Here is a 16476-nt window from a genome sequence, read left to right on the forward strand (position 1 = left end):
GGGGTGGCGGGACCGGATCACTCCACCGGAGTGCGGATCACCGCCAGCTTATCAGTCGCCGACTCCGGTAGCCAGACCTCCCCCGGGCGGCCGTGGATCTGCCGGACCATCGCGTTCCGGCTCGGCAGGGTGATCGATTCAAAGGCCTCTGACACGGGATCGAAGCGCCAGATGGCATTGCCGCCGAAATCGGACACCCATACCCGGTCCGCCGCGTCGACATAGACCGCATAGGCCCTGGGCCGGTCGCCGGGGAGCGGCCATTCACGCCACTGCCCGGTAGCGGTGTGGTAACGGCCGAGCCGCCCGGCATTCCACTCGCTGACCCAGATGTGGCCCTGCGAATCGCCCCATACCCGCCGCGCACCCTGGCGCGGGGTCGGCGGCTCAATTATCTCCGCCGACCCCGTCTCCGTGTCCACCCGGGCGATATGCGAGCCGGCGAGCGAGGCGTAGTAAATGTTCCCGTCCACTCCGCTGCTGATGCCGTAAGGCCCGCGCCCGCGCGGCGCCTCGAACACCCGCACCTCGCCGCTGTCCGGATCGACGCTACCGTAGTAGCCGGCCTGGCCGGTGAACCAGAGTATCCCCCGGGCATCGAAGGCGGCGGTGTTGAGATTCATGTAGGGGGTCCCGGGAGGCGGTGCGAAGCGCCGCACCGCCTGGTTGTGCGGATCGACGCGCAGCACGGCATTGAGACCGGAGTCGGTGACCCAGGCGGCACCATCGGGGCCGACGATCACCCCGTGGGGACTCGAGCCGTCACCCAGGGGGATGTGGCGGGTGGCGCCGCTGGCCGGATCAAGCCAACCCAGGGCGCCGGCGTGCTGGGCGGTGTACCAGACCCCGCCATCCGCCGCCGGGGCCACGTCGTGGGGGTGATCGCCGTCCGGCACGGCAAACTCCTGCACCTCGGCACCAAATGCCGCCACCCCCGGCAGGCTGAACAGCACCAGCAACAGGTAGCGGATCAACTGTCTCGGGGGCATAGTCACACCTCCTCTCGGACCGACCGACGCCTAGTTACGTAGGTTGGGTTAGCGGCGCGCAGGCACGACGCCTGCAGACCACGACAATGCCCGGGCGCCGCGTAACCCAACAATTTCCCAGTCGCCCGACGGCGGGTTCGGGTGCGCACCTGACAACATGCTCGGAGATTGCCTTTCGGTTCGAGAGGTAACGTTATGCCTCCGTCACCTATCCTGCGCCGATATAGGTACCGTTAGCAAAGTATAGCGCCCTCCCGCGGTGATTCCCGTCCGGGCGATGCGGCGCTGCCATCGGGGGCAGGCTATAGTTGTGGTTGGTATCCACACGGAGGTTGCTTCCCATGGCACAACTGATCGCCGGTCTCGTTCTGTTCTTCGCCAGCCACTCCATATCGATCATCAACCAGCCCTGGCGCGACCGCATGGCCACGCGGCTGGGCGAGAAGGCCTGGCAGGGGCTGTATGGCCTGGTGGCGTTGGCGGGGCTGGTGCTTATCGTCCGGGGCTACGGCGTGGCGCAGCAGGCACCAGTCGTATTGTACGCGCTTCCCGGCTGGGCCCGGCCGGTCAGCCTGCTGCTGATGCTGCCGGTGTTCCCGCTGCTGATCGCCACCTATTTCCCCGGACGCATCCAGGCGGCGGCAAAACATCCGATGTTGCTGGCGACCCTGCTCTGGGCCCTGGCTCACCTGCTGGCCACCGGCACCCTGGCGAGCCTGCTGCTGTTCGGCAGTTTTCTGTTATGGGCGATGGCCGACCGGCTCTCCATGAACCGGCGGGAGCAGCGCCCGATCCCGGGCGCACCGCCCACTGCTTGGAACGATGCCGTCGCCCTGCTGGCCGGGCTGGCGCTCTACGCCGGCTTCCTGTTCTGGCTGCACGGCTGGTTGTTTGGGGTGGCACTGATCCGCTAGTCGGAGCAATCCAGCTCCGGGTAGTGGCGGAAGATCCCATCCTCGTTGAACGGCAGGCGCCGGGGGGAGGCCAGGTAAGCGGCGATGTTCGGCCTTTGTTTCACCCGATCATGCAGCGCCACCAGGCCGGGAAGCGACGGCTCCAACTGCTCCATCAACTGCGGAAAGGCGTAGCGCAGGCCTGCGACCACCTGGAACAAGGACAGATCGACATAGCTCAGGCGACGAGCCACGCCGTAACCCCGGCCGCCGGAATTGGTCTGCAGCACCTGCTCGAAATAACCCAGCAGCTCCGGTGCCCGCTCCCCGGTGAAAAACCCGGCTCGGCGTCGCGCCTCATCCCGCTGCTCAGCGTAGTAGAGGCTGCCGCCCACCGGGTGATGGGTGTCATGCACATCCACCACCAGGTCCTCCACGGTCAACTGCAACTGGTGCGCCCACAACCGGGCGCTCTCCGATTCCGGCGCCAGGCCCAGGCGGGGGCCGAGAAAGTGCAGGATGTTGGCGGTCTGGGCGATCACTTGGTGACCGGCGCGCAGGAAGGGCGGGGCGAAGGGCGGTCGCGTCAGCTCTCTACCCGACATCAGGCGCTGCATCGCCGCGACACCCCTGCCGCGTCCCCGCTCGCGGGCCACGTCGATGTACTCCGCGCTCGCCTCCTCCAGGGCGAGGCGCACGAATTCACCCCGCCCCTGGATCGAAGGCCAATAGAACAGTTCGTAACGCATGGATCCCTCCTGTGCATGACTTGGAACGGGCGAGAGGCCGACACCTTCAGCTTAGTCGTGTATCGGACGGGAGGTTGGTAGGGTGGGTACGCTTTTTGTGCCCACGCTGTTATGGCGTGGTATGCATTCCCACGCGGAGAGACTGTGAAAGTATTCAGGCTGATCAACGCGGCAAAAAAATTGACCGCCTGAGAAGCCCGTAGAGAGGCGATCGCCATCTCGGGAAGGGTTTGGGTACCCCCCTTTTCGCGTCATTTGGCAATTCTTTCACAGTCTCGGAGCGTGGGAACGAGGAAGGGTTCACTTTACGGATACAGCTGCACGATGCCGCTCCTGCCTTCGAAATCCCCCACAATCCAAATCTGCTCAAAGACGTGGTCACAGGGCACATCGATATGGTGCTGCAGTGTTTCAATCTCCCGCGCGGTCCAGGCCGGGTGGGCATTGCGGATCACCAGCCAGACCTGCCGGGTCTTGTAGCGCTTGGTGGCCTTGTTGCTCAGGATGCGGTTCAGCGCCTTGAGCAGCCGCTGGTGGGGGTCGCTCTCCCGCTCCAGCCGACGCAGTTCGTGCCGCGTCTCGCCGCTCAGGTTACGACCCAGAATCTTCATCGCCTCCTGCTCAGTACCGTAGAGGTGGGCGATCTCCAGGTCCAGCCGCTCACCCTCCAGCCTGCAGGAGACATCCGGCTTGCTCGGCCGGTTGTGCCAGATATGGCGGATCTTCCTGCCCGTATCGTGCTCGTACCAGCGCATGAACAGCTTGGCCGCCTGGTGCTCCAGCTGGATTTTTTCATGATCACTCGACTGGTTGGGCGGCATGGGCGACGACTACAGGCTCTGGACGAAAACCCTGATCCCGTTCAACAGCATCTGGGTGGCCAGTATCACCAGGATCATCCCCATCAGCCGTTCCAAAGCGCGCGCCCCCCGGTTACCGATCACCGACAGCAGGTAGGGCGAGATCAGCAAAAGGAGTGTGGTTGCAAACCAGGCGATCAGCAGCGCCAGGCTCCACTCCAGCATCCGCCCCGGCTGGTTGGAACTGAGCAGCAGCAACACCGCGATGGTGGAGGGCCCGGCGATCATCGGCACCGCCAGGGGGACGATGAAGGGATCGTCGTCCTCCTCACCCTGCTCGACGGCGCGGCCGGGAAAGATCATGCGTAGCGAGATAAGGAACAACAGCACACCGCCGGCGATACTCAGCGACGGCTGGCTGAGCCCGAGAAAACCGAGTATGAAGTTACCGGCAAACAGAAAGCCCAGCAGGATGATCAGCGCAATTACCAGCTCCCGCGCCACCACCCGCACCCGGCGCCCTCGATCCAGCTTTGCCAGGACCGCATTGAACACCGGCCCATTGCCCAGCGGGTCCATAATCAGAAACAGGGTCACAGCGGCGGAAGCGATATCGGTCCAGTTCAAGTTTTTCCCCAATCGTAAAGCCAGGATTGTCCATGGCTGACAGACGCCGGTCCATGCGTCGATCGGCATTCCGGGCCCATTGAAGTCGTTGCCTTTATACCGCAGGCGCAGGGATTTCACCAACCACCGGAAAATGCCCCTCTTGATAGCGCCTGGCCGTGCCCGATGGCCCAACTTATTCGCAGGCCGGCAAAACCGCTCCCGCACATCCCTGTGCTTCGTGGCATAAGTCCTTCCTTGGACGTAACTACTCACGGGGTGATTGTCCTGCCTTGCCGGGATAAAAAAAGCCCGTCGGGATGACGGGCAATGGGAGGTTTGCTATACAGGTCGGCCGGATTGGCCGGCATTTATGGCCTCACGGCTTTTCTTTGTACCGAGGTGAAACAAAACATTGGGTCATGATTAATGCAACTATTGGGTAAACCTATCAGCCTTAGCCCGGGTTAGGGGCCAGCTTACCGGGAACCGGCTCGTCCACATCCAGATTGGTTGCTACGGCCTCGCCCTGTTCCTTCCAGGTACGCTGCTCTTCCTCACTGGCACGTGGCGAAAACAATCCCGTCTGGGCGTAGATCAGGCCAATGACCGGGGATACCCAACAGGCAAATGCCAGTGGGATATACAACAGGTTTTCGATATTTCCCTCCGCCACTCCCAGTCCCAATGCACTAATCACGAATGCACCACCCGCGTTCCACGGAATCAGCGGGGAAATCAGCGTACCGCCCTCCTCAATGGCACGTGACAGGTTCAGGGTCGAGTACTTCATTCCACGATAGATGGGGGCATACATGCGACCGGGCAGGGCAATCGACAGGTAGGGATCACCGGCGACCAGGTTGGTGGATATGGATGTACATACGGCGGCTGTCTGCACCCCTTTGAAGGTGCGAATTTTCGTCATGATGGCGCGAATAATCGCTTCCAGGCAGCCCGTCCTTTCCAGCGCACCACCGAAACCCAGCGCGATAAGCACCAGGGAGATGGTCCACATCATCGATTGAATACCGCCGCGGTTGAGCAGGCTGTCGATGGTGGCGATCCCGGTCTCAATGGAATAACCGCTGTTGGCGAAAGTGAGCAGCTCATGCAGACCGCTGCCCTGTGCCAGCATGGCGGCAACCGCGCCTGCCAATACGCCGGCGAACAACGACGGAATGGGGGGCATGCGTTTCACCGCCAGCACAATCACCAGGGCAGCCGGCAGCAGCAGCCAGGCGGAGATGGTGAAGTTCGCTTGCAATGATGCCGTAATGGCATTGATTTTTTCGAACGAAGCGTTTCCGCCATCAATCAGGGTGAAGCCGGCGATAAGATAAATGGTGAACGCAATCAGCATGGCCGGTATGGTGGTCGGCATCATGTTCTTGATGTGTGAAAACACATCCGTCCCGGTGACCGCCGGGGCCAGGTTGGTGGTGTCCGACAGGGGGGAAACCTTGTCACCAAAGAAGGCGCCCGAGACCACGGCTCCGGCTGTCCAGTAAACCGGAATGTCAAAGCCTGCCCCGATACCCATCAGCGCCAGCCCCACGGTTCCCACGGTCCCCCAGGAAGTACCCAGCGACACCGAGACCACCGAGCAGAGTATCATGGCGGCTGCCAGGAATATCTGTGGCGACAAAAGTATCAACCCGTAGTAGATCAAAGTGGGCACGGTGCCGCTGGCAATCCAGACACCAATGATCATACCAACGCAAATCAATACGGACACCGAGGGGAGCGATACGTGAATCACGTGAAACACACCCTCTTCAATGTGTTTCCACTTAAACCCCAACCTGATGCCGACCAGTCCGGTAATGGCCAGGCCGATGGCCAGGGGAATGTGGGGAGTGAAATCCCCGAAATAGAACAGCTGCACTCCCAAAACGATCAGGGTTAAAACGACGGGAGTGAGTGCCAGGAGCAGGCTGGGTTGCCTGGGGTCTCTCATCTGGGTTGGTTCTGCCATAGTGATCTCCTTTGATGGATGTTCGTGCAGGGCCGACCCCTCGGTATATCGAGAGGCCTGTCGCGAAAAAGTGCCCTGGTTCAGTCCGAACTCCGCTGCGTCGGTGAAAACCGGTTTCAACCTTTTACGCGTACTGCCTACGCCCACGTCTGTTGCCAGATATCGCAAAACCGCAAAGAAGGCCGGGAGTCGTTCTGACTGCGAATCGAGATCCTGTTGCGCTATCTGATCGGTTCTTATTCGTCAGGCCTTCTTGTCTACATTATTAGACTTTTTACCTAGGAATAGGCTCTAAATAATGATTATTTGCCTACCTTATGGCCTATTTATTCCAATTAAATAGGCAATAAGCCTAAATGATTGATCGCATCGACAAACTGATTCCGCATCAGCTTCAGGAACATGGACATATGTCCATAGTTGAATTGGCGAACAGAGTGAACCCGACCAAAACGCCTTGTGCCCAGCGTGTATGCCGGCTTGAGAAGGCCGGCATTATTCGCGGCTACCGCGCCGACCTCGACTCGCAACAGCTGGGGGCGGGGCATGTGCTGGTGGTGCAGGTGACGCTGGACAAGACCAGCGAGGACGCGCTGGAACGCTTTAACGAGGCGATACGGCGCATTCCGGAAGTGCAGAGCGGCTACATGGTGGCGGGGAATTTTGACTATTTACTAAAGGTCAGGACCCGCGATATCGCCCACTATCGCAGCGTACTGGGTCATGAAATCGGTCAGCTGCCCCATGTCCACCAGACCCACTCCTACGTGGCGATGGTGGTGGTGAAGGACGAAGTGACCGTGCCCATAGAGGTGAAGGGGATTACCTGGCGCGGAACAAGGATTTACCGAGCATTTGGTAATGTTCCTCAAAACAGCCGGCAAGGCCCAACGCTCCCGCTGATTGATTATGCAAAACCGATAGTGAACTGTTTTTTGAACTCTTCGATCTCATGCAGGAAATCGTGGCCGGGATGTTGCGGCAGTGTATCCAGACGCTCATCCACGTCCACCTGTAGTTCCCACGGTTCGACATGCTGGTTGATAAACAGTAGTTCGGTATCGGGGAATACCTGCGTTACACCCTCGGTGATGTCATGGATCGTGAGGTTGCGGGCCACCAGGTCATAGATATCCGGTTGCAGGTCGGCATCCAGCAACCCGTCCAGTACCCTTGTCGCATCTTCCACATGGATATAGGCCCGTGCCTGGTTACCCGACCCGTTCACCGTAATCCGTTGTCCGGACGCCGCTTCCATCATGTAGCGGTTAATACGCGCATCAAAGCGCATGCTCTTGCTGTAGCCGTAGACATTGGCGATGCGTACCGTGTAGGCAGCCATTTTCTCCCGTAAACGGTCAACATGCTCTTCACCGCGCAGTTTGGAGATGCCGTAATAGGTCGTCGGGTGCGGTGGGGTTTGATGATTCACCATAGCGCTTGAGGTACCGTACACCGCCGAACTGCTGGTGTAGATCAAGCGCGACACGCTACTCTCTTCTACCGCGTACACCAACTCCGAGGTGCCCCAGTGATTGACCTGCTCCAACAAGTGGGGGTTGTGGTCTGAAAACGGCTTGGTCACGCTGGCCGCGAGGTGGTAGACGACGTCGATCCCTTCGAGGGATTGTCGCAGCTTGCGGGTATCGAGCAGATCGCCGTGGATGAAACGGACCTTGCCCAGCGGAAACTTCCTTACCCCGATAAACAGGTTGTAGTTGCTGCGACTGAGGTTGTCGTAAATCACCACCTCGGCGATATCGTCGCGACTGGCCAACTGATAAGCGAGTTCGGTCCCCAGGTAACCTGCACCGCCGGTTAATAGTACTTTCATCGGTTACTTCTCTATCAGTTGGGTGTGTAATCCACACTCGGTTTTTTTCATGCCAAACCAGCGTCCCTGGCGCTCATCCCCGTCCGGGTCCACTTTACGGGTACAGGGCTCGCAACCAATGCTCAGATAGCCCTGCGCTTCCAGGGGATGAGCCGGCAGATCGTGCAGTTTCCGGTAGTAGAAGATATCCTTGTTGTTCCACTCCAGCATCGGGTGGTAACGCAAGGTGCCAAACGGCCCCTTCGCGGTCTCTCCCATCTGTCGTCGCGTTTCACTCTGGTCGGCGCGAACGCCGTTGATCCAGATATCGCGCTCGATCAAAACGGGCTCCAGCGGTTGAATCTTGTTCAGGTAGCAGCAGTGGTCCGGATCGGAGGCAAAATAGAACGAGCCATTGGCATCGCATTGCAAACGCTTGCTCACCAGCGAGCGGGTGCTGATGACATTCAGGTCCAGTTGTTGGGCAATCTGATCTTTAAATCGGATGGTGTCGGGAAAATGAAACCCGGTATCGATGAAGTAAACCGGAATTTCCCGGGAGATGGAACGGACGATATGCAATAACGGAATACTGTGGCTTTGGAAGGAGGAGCCGACAAACAGCTTTTTTCCTTCGCCAAGAAAGTCGCCAATCCGTTGCCGGATCGGCGCCGTCTTTTGCTCAAAATACGTCGCGTCCACGGGGCATCCTAGGCGACCGCAGCCGGTCCCTTGTAGGTTTCAACTACGCCACGCTGGGCCAGCAGTTCGATCACCTGGTCGACACACTTTTCCAGACTCTGCTCACCGGTATCGACTACCAGTTCAGGAGACTGCGGCGCTTCGTAGGGAGAAGAGATTCCGGTGAAGTGAGGAATCTCGCCGGCACGCGCCTTGGCATACAGCCCTTTCACATCGCGCTTTTCGCAAACATCCAATGAGGCGTCGCAGAATATTTCATAGAAATCACCATGCGGGGTGACGTTTCTGGCGATTTCCCGGTCGGCCTGGAACGGTGAGATGAATGCGGTCAATACCACGCTGCCGCTCTCCAGAAACAACTTCGCCAGTTCGCCGATACGCCGGATATTCTCGGTACGATCTGCATCGGAGAAACCGAGATCGGAGCAGAGGCCGTGGCGAACGTTGTCACCGTCCAGCACGAAGGTACGGCTGCCCATATGGTAGAGTCGATCTTCAACCGCATGGGCCAGTGTCGATTTACCGGAACCGGACAGGCCGGTGAACCAGAGCACGGCCCCTTTGTGCCCATTCTGCTTTTCCCGCAGTTCCCGGGTGATGGTCGCATTGTGCCAAACGATATTGGTGCTCTTGCCCGCTTTTTTGTCGCTCATGTCATTAACTCAGCTAATCTATGCATATGGAATAATTATGTTTGGCATGATGCCAGCGACAGGGCCCGTTGAAAAAGTATTTCTGGTTATCAGCTCATACCGATACTGAATAAGCCTAAAAAGAGAGGGGTGTCGGCAGGCAGGGCCGCCGCCAGCCACCCGATAGAAAGGGTTAAGATGGATTAATATCGCATTTAGACAAGGCAGTTCGGATTAAAATTCGGCTCTGGGTTCGGGTTTCTTCCAGCTGAGAATGCATCATCAAGGCGTTATTTGAGTAATATTACTTAATGAAGCCGGGGCCGGACTTCTTCCTGATCACCGGCCATGCGATCCGGCACAAGCTGTCCGGCACTGTCTATATTTGCATAGGGATCGCGGCAGGCAATGCCGTCTATATCGGTATTGCCATTCTGGGCTGGACCGGGATTCGGGACAATCCACGGCTTTTCTCCCTCATCGAGGTCGTTGGCGCCTGTTATCTGTTATGGGTAGGCTGGCAACTGATCAGAAGCAAACAGGCACCGACTATGCCCGCGACAACAGTGCTTCACTCCCCTTCGGCGTTCAAACAGTTGCTACTCGGAGTTAACTCGGCGCTGCTGAACCCCAAAAATGCCCTGTTCTATATGAGTCTGATGACCGTTATTTTGGGAAGCGAGGTGACCGTTTCTCAGCAACTTGTATGTGGCCTCTGGATGTTCATGGCTGTGTTGGTCTGGGATCTATCGCTGGCTGCCCTGGTAGGGCAACCCGGAATTCAGCGCTGGCTGAACCGTAGGATTCATCTCGTCGAGCGCGGTGCCGGAGCGGTATTGATGAGCTTTGGCCTCGGCCTGTTTATTGGAAGCAGTGGCAAGTCTTAGTAATCATGTGGTCAGAGTCATTGATTTTGCAATGTACCACTGCCCGCCCCGAGTGCCCGCTGCATCAGCACCGTGTCGACCCACCGGCCAAGCTTGAAGCCAACGGCCTCGAGCGTGCCCACGCTACGGAAACCGAGCCGCGCGTGCAGGGCGATGGAACCGGCATTGCCGCTGTCCCCGATCACCGCCACCATCTAAGGTCAGACTCCATGAGTTTGCCCACTATCGTAGTGTGCAGGGTCATGAAATCAGTCAGTTGCCCCATGTTCACCAGACACACACCTATATGGCAAGGGAGGTGGTGAGACGAAGTGACCGTGCCCATTGAGGTGCCGGGAATTACCTGACGAGACGGCCATCCTCGCCAGCTGGCGTTATCAATAATGACGAGGAACTTGTAGCTAAACAAAAAATAATGGGAGGGGAGTGTTCGTGCTATTCAATGGGATAGGCGTATTGTCGCTCAGTGAATGAATCAGGGATGACTTGCCGTTTCAATGATGGGATTCGACAGCGACACACGGCTTCTCGTATGTTGCGGCCAGCATTACCTTGGCCACAAACGGGGAGGTCATTGCACGGACCAGCGCACTGTAGTTCAGTCCGAATCTGATCTCGGCACCTACTTGGGGATGGTTGCTATCGGACTGGGTGATCAGATGGTCGCCGCTGGCGCCCAGTATCCGGGTGCCGTTTGGCGCCTTGAGACCCGACGGATCGACGTCCTGGTGGCCGATGGCGAGAATCGCCCGCGAGATGTCCCCTCGACAGGCAACGACGCTTGCCGCTCCGAACGCGGTTTGCGCGATCGTGCCCCATGGGCGCGCCGGCTTGAGCTTTGCCTCGATCACCTCGCCAACCAGCGTAATCGCATCGAGGTGCAGGCCCTCGATCGGTCGCCGGTGGAGCGGCTCACAACCGAGCAGAATGGCCTCACCGAGACGGAGGTTGTTGATTCTCCCGATCTCTACGCCACTCAATGCCCAATCCAGGTTGGCCGAGTTTCCACCCGACACCAGATCAAGACTCACACCGAAGGTGGCCTCGACCGAATCCGCCAGCGCGGACAGCGCGGACATGTTGTCCGCATCGGGTGAGATACCGCCATGGCATGCCAGGTTGGCACCGATACCGCTGAGTACGATGTTCGGCAGTTGCAGCACCGCATGCACTATGTCGTTGAGGTCAGCGGGCATGATACCTTCGCGGAGGTCACCAAGCTCAACCATGAGCACGACCTGGTGCGTCCGCTGCGCTGCCCGGGCAGCGCACGAAAGCCTGTTGATCACCGCCAGCTCGGTATTGAAGCTCAGGTCGGCTTGTCGCACGACCCGGTCGGCCTGGCTGAGCATCGGAGAGCGGATCAATATCATGGGTGCCGCAACGTGCTCGCCACGCATCGCCTCGATATTCTCGATACGCGAATCGCCAAGCGCGCTCACGCCGGCGCGCAGCAACACCTTGGCGATATCGGCTGACCCGAGACTCGCTTTCGTCACGCCCGTGACCGAGATGCCACGCTCGACCAGTCTCTCAACCAGGGTACGGGCGTTGTGATGAATCTTATCGAGATCTATTTCCAGTCGCGGTGCCGTCACTTGGCGCCAACTGGTAGCTTCTCCTGAAGACCGGGGAACGCCGCGAAGACCATCTCCAGCAGACGCTGAGGTGACCGGGCCAACGCATCGGTGGTGGGGATTTCGAGTTCGGTTTCATACTTGTCGATGGCCGCGCTGATCTCGGCATCGCTCATATACTCATGGTTGATCGTGAGCCCGATGACCCGTGTATCGGCGAAGGTCTGAATCAAGTTGATCTCGCTGGCCGGCGACGGCATGGCCATCTGGTTGAAGTCACAGCGGGCCACACGTCCCGGTGCATGCTGCAACACCACCGCATCGGGGCAACTGCCGCGCAGAATGAACGATGTGGTCGAGAACGCCGGATGACTCAGCGCGCCTTGCCCCTCGATGATAATGACATCGGGCTGCTCTGCCTCGAACGCTTCGACGATGGTGGCTTCCAGTTCGCCGGCACAGAACTGCGACGGCACTGCATCCATCGCGATGCCGTAACGGGCGCCCTGGATCAGACCGGTTTGCCCCGTGCCGACCAGCACCGCCTTTAAACCGACATCCTTGAGGGCACGGGCGAGAACGGTGGCCGTAGTGCGCTTGCCAATGGCGCAGTCGGTGCCCAGCACGGCGATACGCGGGCAGGTTACCTCGTTGATACGGCCGCTGAACATCCGCAGATCCTTCTTCGGGCGAGGCTTGCGAACGTCAAGAATACTGACGTTGTTGGCTATGCGGGCCGCCGTGAACTCCGGATCATCGTTCAAGAACTCATGCAGACCGTTCACGATATTCATGCCGAGGCCGATGGCACTGAGCACGAGCTCACGCTCGTACACGGATAACATACCACTGGCGGGCGCCATACCAAAGATGAAGTAATCCGGCACACAGCCCGCCTGCTTGAGTGAAGCGGTCAGATCGTGACAAATCGGGATGCCGTTTGGCTTATCGTCGAGCACCGTGCCGGTATCGAACCCCGCCTTCTCGCTGTCGATGACCGAGAGAATCTGATACTTTTCCGAGTGCCGGACCAGCCCGTTCGCGGTCTTTCCATCAATCTCGCCGAAGTTTGCCTCGCAATAGACAATCGCGGTGGCAGCCGGTTTACGTACAGCACCGTCGCTATCAATGAGGCCAAGCTTTACACGTATCGAGGATGGAGATGGGAGAGTTTCGGTATAAGCGGCGAGCGGTGAAGCGGGGATGAGAAGTGGCGCAACGGCAACCGGAGGGCCCTGCGGAGAATACGGGCGAGCCCGCTGCGGACCGGAATAAACTATGGACATAAGGGTTCCTTGAGCTGGACGGGGCTCAGAGGGCGCAATGTAGTGATTGCCGGACTGATATACCCGGTTGTCAAGAAGAGTCCCCACTAAGCGGTGGGGTTAAGCGACCCTCAGGTTAACACGGATCTTCCGAAGAGTTGGGAAATACTTGAGGTTTCCGACCAAAGGTGGTCACAGTTACTCATCAGCGGTAGCCATGCAGCGTCCAATTGTATTGCTGTACCTCGCCTCCCGGAATGACAAGACCAGCGAACGATGGGGTCAGACTCGATGAAAGTTAGGTTCTGGTGGTCTTTGCGGGGACAGGCGCTTAGTTGTCCCCGCGCACATCATATTCCTCATTGCCTTCGCTGCACTTACTGTTCTGCATACAGCACGATCACACCCCGGGAACCGCACCACTCATCCTGTTCTGCAAGGTACCACTGCCCGCCCCCAGTGCCCGCTGCATCATGACGGTGTCGACCCACCGGCCAAGCTTGAAGCCAACGGCCTCGAGCGTGCCCACGCTACGGAAACCGAGCCGCGCGTGCAGGGCAATGGAACCGGTATTACCGCTGTCCCCGATCACCGCCACCATCTGGCGCCAGGGGCCGGTTTCGCAACGGGCGATCAGAGCGGCAAGCAGGGCCATCCCGATACCCCGACCCTGCATCCCGTCCGCCACGTAGACCGAATCTTCGATTGTATTACGATAGGCGGGACGGGGCCGATAGGTCGTCGCATAGCAGTAGCCGACGACCCCGCCGTCCAGTTCCGCAACCAGGTAGGGGAGACCGAGGGCAAGTACGTTTTCCCGCCGAAACAGCAACTCGTCCGCCGTGGGGGGAATCTCCTCGAAGGTCGCCAGGCCGTGCAATACCTCTTGCTTATAGATCTGCTTGATTGCGGGGATGTCCGCGTTCGTTGCATCCCGGACGATGACTCCGGAATTCAGCGTTGAGTTAACCTGCCACATCGGCACACTACTGCAATGAACTTAAGGGCGTTAGCTGCACAAATTATGGAACTTGGTTAAAAGTGCCTTATTGCCTCGCTTATTCCCGTAGATTAGCGACAAACCGATGATCTCCGGAGTGCTTTCGCATTCGGTACAAGGTCGCAGGCCGCCCCCGCTCCGTACGCTGCTGTCCTGTATCGATCAACAAATCTGCTTGCTCTATCCGGCGCCGGAATGATTTCTTTTGTAGGGGTTTGCCGAGCAATACTTCATGGACATGCTGCAACTCTGGCAAGGTAAATTTGTCCGGAAGCGTATAGGCCGGGACGATAGAGTAAAGCGCCTTCTGCCGAAGGCGCTCTACCCCAATCCGGATAAGTTCCTGATGATCGAAGGCCAAACTGATTCTATCCAGTCCCGCAATATCAAACCATTGCGCATCCTGGACCGTTGAAATACCCGCTTCGCAGACTTGGTAGCCGATAAGCGCGGTGTAGCAAACCGTGACGGACCAACCCCGTTTATCCCGTTTGCTGTTACCCATGGTCGCCAACTGGTCAATATAGGGAGGAGCGACACCGGTTTTTTCTTTCACTTTCCGAATCACAGTTTCTTCCAGATTCTCGTCGGCCTGCATGTCGACAAAGCCGCCGGGAAGGCACCATTTACCCCGGTCCGGATGATTGGCGCGCTCAACAAGAAGCACTTTCAAGGCGCCTTCATGGAATGTGAAAAGCACTGCATCCACCGTGACCAGCGGGCTATCGTGGTCTTTTGGATTGTATGCCTCCAAAAAGGCTTTCTCACTCATTCATGGCCTCACAGTCTGTCGATTTAATCCTAGATTACCCTCGCATTGCGACTGTGCGCAACGAATTTGTGTCTTTTTGACAAAAACCTTGACATATAGTGTCTTATAGTCACTATAATGCAAGTGACAGTTAGTCACTAACAATGAAATCAAGGAGAGCAGCCATGTTAGGTATAAAATTTTACAAAGCCGATTCATCCACGTTTGTCATCAAGAGTTCCGATGGAAGGATACGCCGAAAGGGCAAGGGGCTGAGTTTCTTCTATAGCCCGGCCACCACATCGATCGCCTCGATTCCCGTCAACGTACAGGAGGCACCGTTCATATTTGGACTGCAGACCGCAGACTTTCAGGAAGTTCGGGTTCAGGGACAGATAAGCTACCGCATCGTCGATCCGGAACGCATAGCCGATGTGATGAACTTTAATCTCAACCGCAAAGGGTAAAATTACACATCCGAGGATCCATTAAAGCTCAACGACCGGGTGGTGCGGGCCGTGCAAACCGTCATCCAGAGTGAGGTGGAAGGGGTTTCGTTGCGGGAGTCACTGCAACTTAGTAAGCCACTCGTGGAAATCATCAAAACTCAGCTGGGCGACCAGACCGCGATCGGCTCCCTGGGTATTGAAATAGTGGATGCCTCCATATCCGCCATCAAGCCTTCTCCGGAGACCATTAAGGCGCTGGAGGCGGAAACCCGTGAATCGATATTGAAAGAGGCGGATGACGCCATCTACCTGAGGCGCAAGGCCGCAGTCGAGCAAGAGAGAACCATCAAGGAGGCGGAACTGGAAACGGAACTCTCCATTCAGCGGAAAGAGCAGGAGATCGAAGAGTCGCGTATAACCAATGAGCGGTCGGTGCTACACGGCGAAGCCGAGACAGAGCAAGAACGGATACGGGCTCAGATTGACGCCGAGGAGAAGCGCAAGCAGTTGGTAATTTTAAACGCCGAGAACAGCGGGCAGAAAGCGGATGCGGAAGCCTATGCCATCGAGGCCAGGATGCAAGCATTCAAAACGCTTCCGGTTGAAAATCTCAAGGCGATGGCGCTGGCCAATATGAACCCGGAACAGCTGATGGCGATGGCGTTTGATTCCCTGGCGCAAAACGCAGGAAAAATCGGTGAGTTGAACATCAGTCCCGATTTGTTCGGCAAGCTGATGAAGAGGTCGGTATCAAAATGAGCAATAAAAATGCTATGCGAAAAAGGAACTAGACGCGCTACATTCTGGTCACCCGCAAGACCCGGCTTCAGGAGCTGGTTGAACGCTTCAATACCTGGTCACAGGCGCAGTTTTATCTGGAACACAATCAGGTCGATGCGCAAGATTATCTGGATGAGCATGACCTGTACCAGCAGCGATTGTTGGAAGCGGAGCGGGTCCTGAAGGGGAGAGGACGATTTCAGCTACTGGAACGCACTTTTTTGCCCAGCTATCAGTTTGGTCCCACTGATATCGTGGTGGTCATTGGCCAGGATGGACTGGTGGCCAACACGCTCAAGTATCTTAATGGCCAACCGGTCATTGGCATAAATCCGGATCCCGGTCGGTGGGACGGCAAGCTGCTGCCTTTTCAGATTGGTGATTTGGATGAGGTTATCGGGGACACCGAAGACAATTCGGTCGGGCTGGAGTCGGTTACCTTCGCTGAGGCTCAAACCAACGATGGTCAACGGATGTTGGCCATCAACGACATCTTCATCGGCCCGAGAAGTCACACCTCGGCCAGATACAAACTCTCCTGGCGGGGTAAAAGCGAGTTTCAGTCTTCGTCGGGCATCATCGTATCGACCGGCTTCGGCTCCACC

The 16476-nt window shown here is 57.9% G+C and carries 18 protein-coding genes and 1 pseudogene; 6 read left to right on the plus strand and 13 right to left on the minus strand.

Annotated elements, in window-relative coordinates:
* Positions 1-17: 17 nt before the first annotated feature.
* A complete protein-coding gene (locus NPX02_RS08205) occupies positions 18-989 on the minus strand; it encodes a Vgb family protein (protein ID WP_260293030.1) in 972 nt (323 codons plus the stop codon).
* A 341-nt stretch (positions 990-1330) separates the two neighbouring features.
* Between NPX02_RS08205 and NPX02_RS08210 the strand changes: the two genes are divergently transcribed.
* A complete protein-coding gene (locus NPX02_RS08210) occupies positions 1331-1903 on the plus strand; it encodes an NnrU family protein (protein ID WP_260293032.1) in 573 nt (190 codons plus the stop codon).
* On the opposite strand, the gene NPX02_RS08215 is transcribed toward NPX02_RS08210, so the two are convergent.
* From NPX02_RS08215 to nhaC, 4 genes are all read right to left on the minus strand, one after another.
* Positions 1900-2631: a glutathione S-transferase gene (locus NPX02_RS08215; RefSeq protein WP_260293033.1), complete on the minus strand. Its 732-nt coding sequence runs from the start codon at positions 2629-2631 to the stop codon at positions 1900-1902. The two genes, NPX02_RS08210 and NPX02_RS08215, sit on opposite strands and share 4 nt — an antisense overlap.
* Before the next feature lie 305 nt (positions 2632-2936).
* Positions 2937-3452, minus strand: a complete 516-nt coding sequence (locus tag NPX02_RS08220) for a hypothetical protein (protein WP_260293034.1) — start codon at positions 3450-3452, stop codon at positions 2937-2939.
* Between the two features lie 9 nt (positions 3453-3461).
* Positions 3462-4058, minus strand: a complete 597-nt coding sequence (locus NPX02_RS08225) for a MarC family protein (protein WP_260293035.1) — start codon at positions 4056-4058, stop codon at positions 3462-3464.
* A 436-nt stretch (positions 4059-4494) separates the two neighbouring features.
* Positions 4495-6135 (minus strand): Na+/H+ antiporter NhaC, encoded by a 1641-nt coding sequence (nhaC, locus tag NPX02_RS08230; RefSeq protein WP_335342533.1) that lies wholly within the window; start codon positions 6133-6135, stop codon positions 4495-4497.
* Positions 6136-6371: 236 nt separating this feature from the next.
* On the opposite strand from nhaC, the pseudogene NPX02_RS21605 reads away from it, so the two are divergent.
* A pseudogene (locus NPX02_RS21605) lies at positions 6372-6779 on the plus strand (Lrp/AsnC family transcriptional regulator); the annotation flags it as partial.
* A gap of 143 nt (positions 6780-6922) precedes the next feature.
* On the opposite strand, the gene NPX02_RS08240 reads toward NPX02_RS21605, so the two are convergent.
* Genes NPX02_RS08240 through cysC form a run of 3 tightly spaced genes read right to left on the minus strand, consistent with a single transcriptional unit; the run spans position 6923 to position 9183 of the window.
* Positions 6923-7849, minus strand: a complete 927-nt coding sequence (locus tag NPX02_RS08240) for an NAD-dependent epimerase/dehydratase family protein (protein ID WP_260293036.1) — start codon at positions 7847-7849, stop codon at positions 6923-6925.
* A gap of 3 nt (positions 7850-7852) precedes the next feature.
* The gene (locus NPX02_RS08245) at positions 7853-8530 is read right to left on the minus strand and encodes a phosphoadenylyl-sulfate reductase (RefSeq protein ID WP_260293037.1); all 678 of its coding nucleotides are present in this window, start codon (positions 8528-8530) and stop codon (positions 7853-7855) included.
* Positions 8531-8538: 8 nt separating this feature from the next.
* Positions 8539-9183 (minus strand): adenylyl-sulfate kinase, encoded by a 645-nt coding sequence (gene cysC / locus NPX02_RS08250; protein ID WP_260293038.1) that lies wholly within the window; start codon positions 9181-9183, stop codon positions 8539-8541.
* 290 nt (positions 9184-9473) lie between these two features.
* Here cysC and NPX02_RS08255 point away from each other — a divergent pair, with 290 nt between their 5' ends.
* A complete protein-coding gene (locus NPX02_RS08255) occupies positions 9474-10049 on the plus strand; it encodes a LysE family translocator (protein WP_260293039.1) in 576 nt (191 codons plus the stop codon).
* Between the two features lie 17 nt (positions 10050-10066).
* Here NPX02_RS08255 and NPX02_RS08260 read toward each other — a convergent pair whose 3' ends face one another.
* From NPX02_RS08260 to NPX02_RS08280, 5 genes are all read right to left on the minus strand, one after another.
* Positions 10067-10243, minus strand: a complete 177-nt coding sequence (locus NPX02_RS08260) for a GNAT family N-acetyltransferase (RefSeq protein WP_335342534.1) — start codon at positions 10241-10243, stop codon at positions 10067-10069.
* Positions 10244-10543: 300 nt separating this feature from the next.
* On the minus strand, positions 10544-11647 hold the full coding sequence (locus NPX02_RS08265) for an alanine/ornithine racemase family PLP-dependent enzyme (protein WP_260293040.1): 1104 nt from the start codon (positions 11645-11647) through the stop codon (positions 10544-10546).
* Complete coding sequence (locus NPX02_RS08270) at positions 11644-12912, minus strand: N-acetyltransferase DgcN family protein (RefSeq protein WP_260293041.1); 1269 nt, start codon at positions 12910-12912, stop codon at positions 11644-11646. Before NPX02_RS08270 ends, NPX02_RS08265 begins: the two co-directional genes overlap by 4 nt.
* Before the next feature lie 379 nt (positions 12913-13291).
* A complete protein-coding gene (locus tag NPX02_RS08275; protein WP_260293042.1) occupies positions 13292-13870 on the minus strand; it encodes a GNAT family N-acetyltransferase in 579 nt (192 codons plus the stop codon).
* Positions 13871-13949: 79 nt separating this feature from the next.
* On the minus strand, positions 13950-14663 hold the full coding sequence (locus NPX02_RS08280; RefSeq protein ID WP_260293044.1) for an NUDIX domain-containing protein: 714 nt from the start codon (positions 14661-14663) through the stop codon (positions 13950-13952).
* Positions 14664-14827: 164 nt separating this feature from the next.
* Between NPX02_RS08280 and NPX02_RS21470 the strand changes: the two genes are divergently transcribed.
* From NPX02_RS21470 to NPX02_RS08290, 3 genes are all read left to right on the plus strand, one after another.
* On the plus strand, positions 14828-15109 hold the full coding sequence (locus tag NPX02_RS21470; protein ID WP_335342535.1) for an SPFH domain-containing protein: 282 nt from the start codon (positions 14828-14830) through the stop codon (positions 15107-15109).
* Positions 15110-15160: 51 nt separating this feature from the next.
* Positions 15161-15850 (plus strand): SPFH domain-containing protein, encoded by a 690-nt coding sequence (locus NPX02_RS08285; protein WP_335342536.1) that lies wholly within the window; start codon positions 15161-15163, stop codon positions 15848-15850.
* A 242-nt stretch (positions 15851-16092) separates the two neighbouring features.
* A partial coding sequence (locus NPX02_RS08290) for a diacylglycerol kinase catalytic domain-containing protein (RefSeq protein ID WP_470423640.1) occupies positions 16093-16476 on the plus strand: 384 nt, incomplete at its 3' end.

The sequence above is a fragment of the Sedimenticola hydrogenitrophicus genome (assembly GCF_025175675.1).
In the GTDB taxonomy this organism is placed as follows: domain Bacteria; phylum Pseudomonadota; class Gammaproteobacteria; order Chromatiales; family Chromatiaceae; genus Sedimenticola; species Sedimenticola hydrogenitrophicus.

Coding starts and splice junctions, on each gene's coding strand:
- NPX02_RS21470 (WP_335342535.1), top strand. CDS start 14,828: ATGTTAGGTATAAAATTTTACAAAGCCGATTCATCCACGTTTGTCATC.
- NPX02_RS08260 (WP_335342534.1), bottom strand. CDS start 10,243: ATGGTGGCGGTGATCGGGGACAGCGGCAATGCCGGTTCCATCGCCCTG.
- NPX02_RS08255 (WP_260293039.1), top strand. CDS start 9,474: ATGAAGCCGGGGCCGGACTTCTTCCTGATCACCGGCCATGCGATCCGG.
- NPX02_RS08280 (WP_260293044.1), bottom strand. CDS start 14,663: ATGAGTGAGAAAGCCTTTTTGGAGGCATACAATCCAAAAGACCACGAT.
- NPX02_RS08270 (WP_260293041.1), bottom strand. CDS start 12,912: ATGTCCATAGTTTATTCCGGTCCGCAGCGGGCTCGCCCGTATTCTCCG.
- NPX02_RS08240 (WP_260293036.1), bottom strand. CDS start 7,849: ATGAAAGTACTATTAACCGGCGGTGCAGGTTACCTGGGGACCGAACTC.
- NPX02_RS08205 (WP_260293030.1), bottom strand. CDS start 989: ATGCCCCCGAGACAGTTGATCCGCTACCTGTTGCTGGTGCTGTTCAGC.
- NPX02_RS08210 (WP_260293032.1), top strand. CDS start 1,331: ATGGCACAACTGATCGCCGGTCTCGTTCTGTTCTTCGCCAGCCACTCC.
- NPX02_RS08215 (WP_260293033.1), bottom strand. CDS start 2,631: ATGCGTTACGAACTGTTCTATTGGCCTTCGATCCAGGGGCGGGGTGAA.
- NPX02_RS08275 (WP_260293042.1), bottom strand. CDS start 13,870: ATGTGGCAGGTTAACTCAACGCTGAATTCCGGAGTCATCGTCCGGGAT.
- NPX02_RS08220 (WP_260293034.1), bottom strand. CDS start 3,452: ATGCCGCCCAACCAGTCGAGTGATCATGAAAAAATCCAGCTGGAGCAC.
- cysC (WP_260293038.1), bottom strand. CDS start 9,183: ATGAGCGACAAAAAAGCGGGCAAGAGCACCAATATCGTTTGGCACAAT.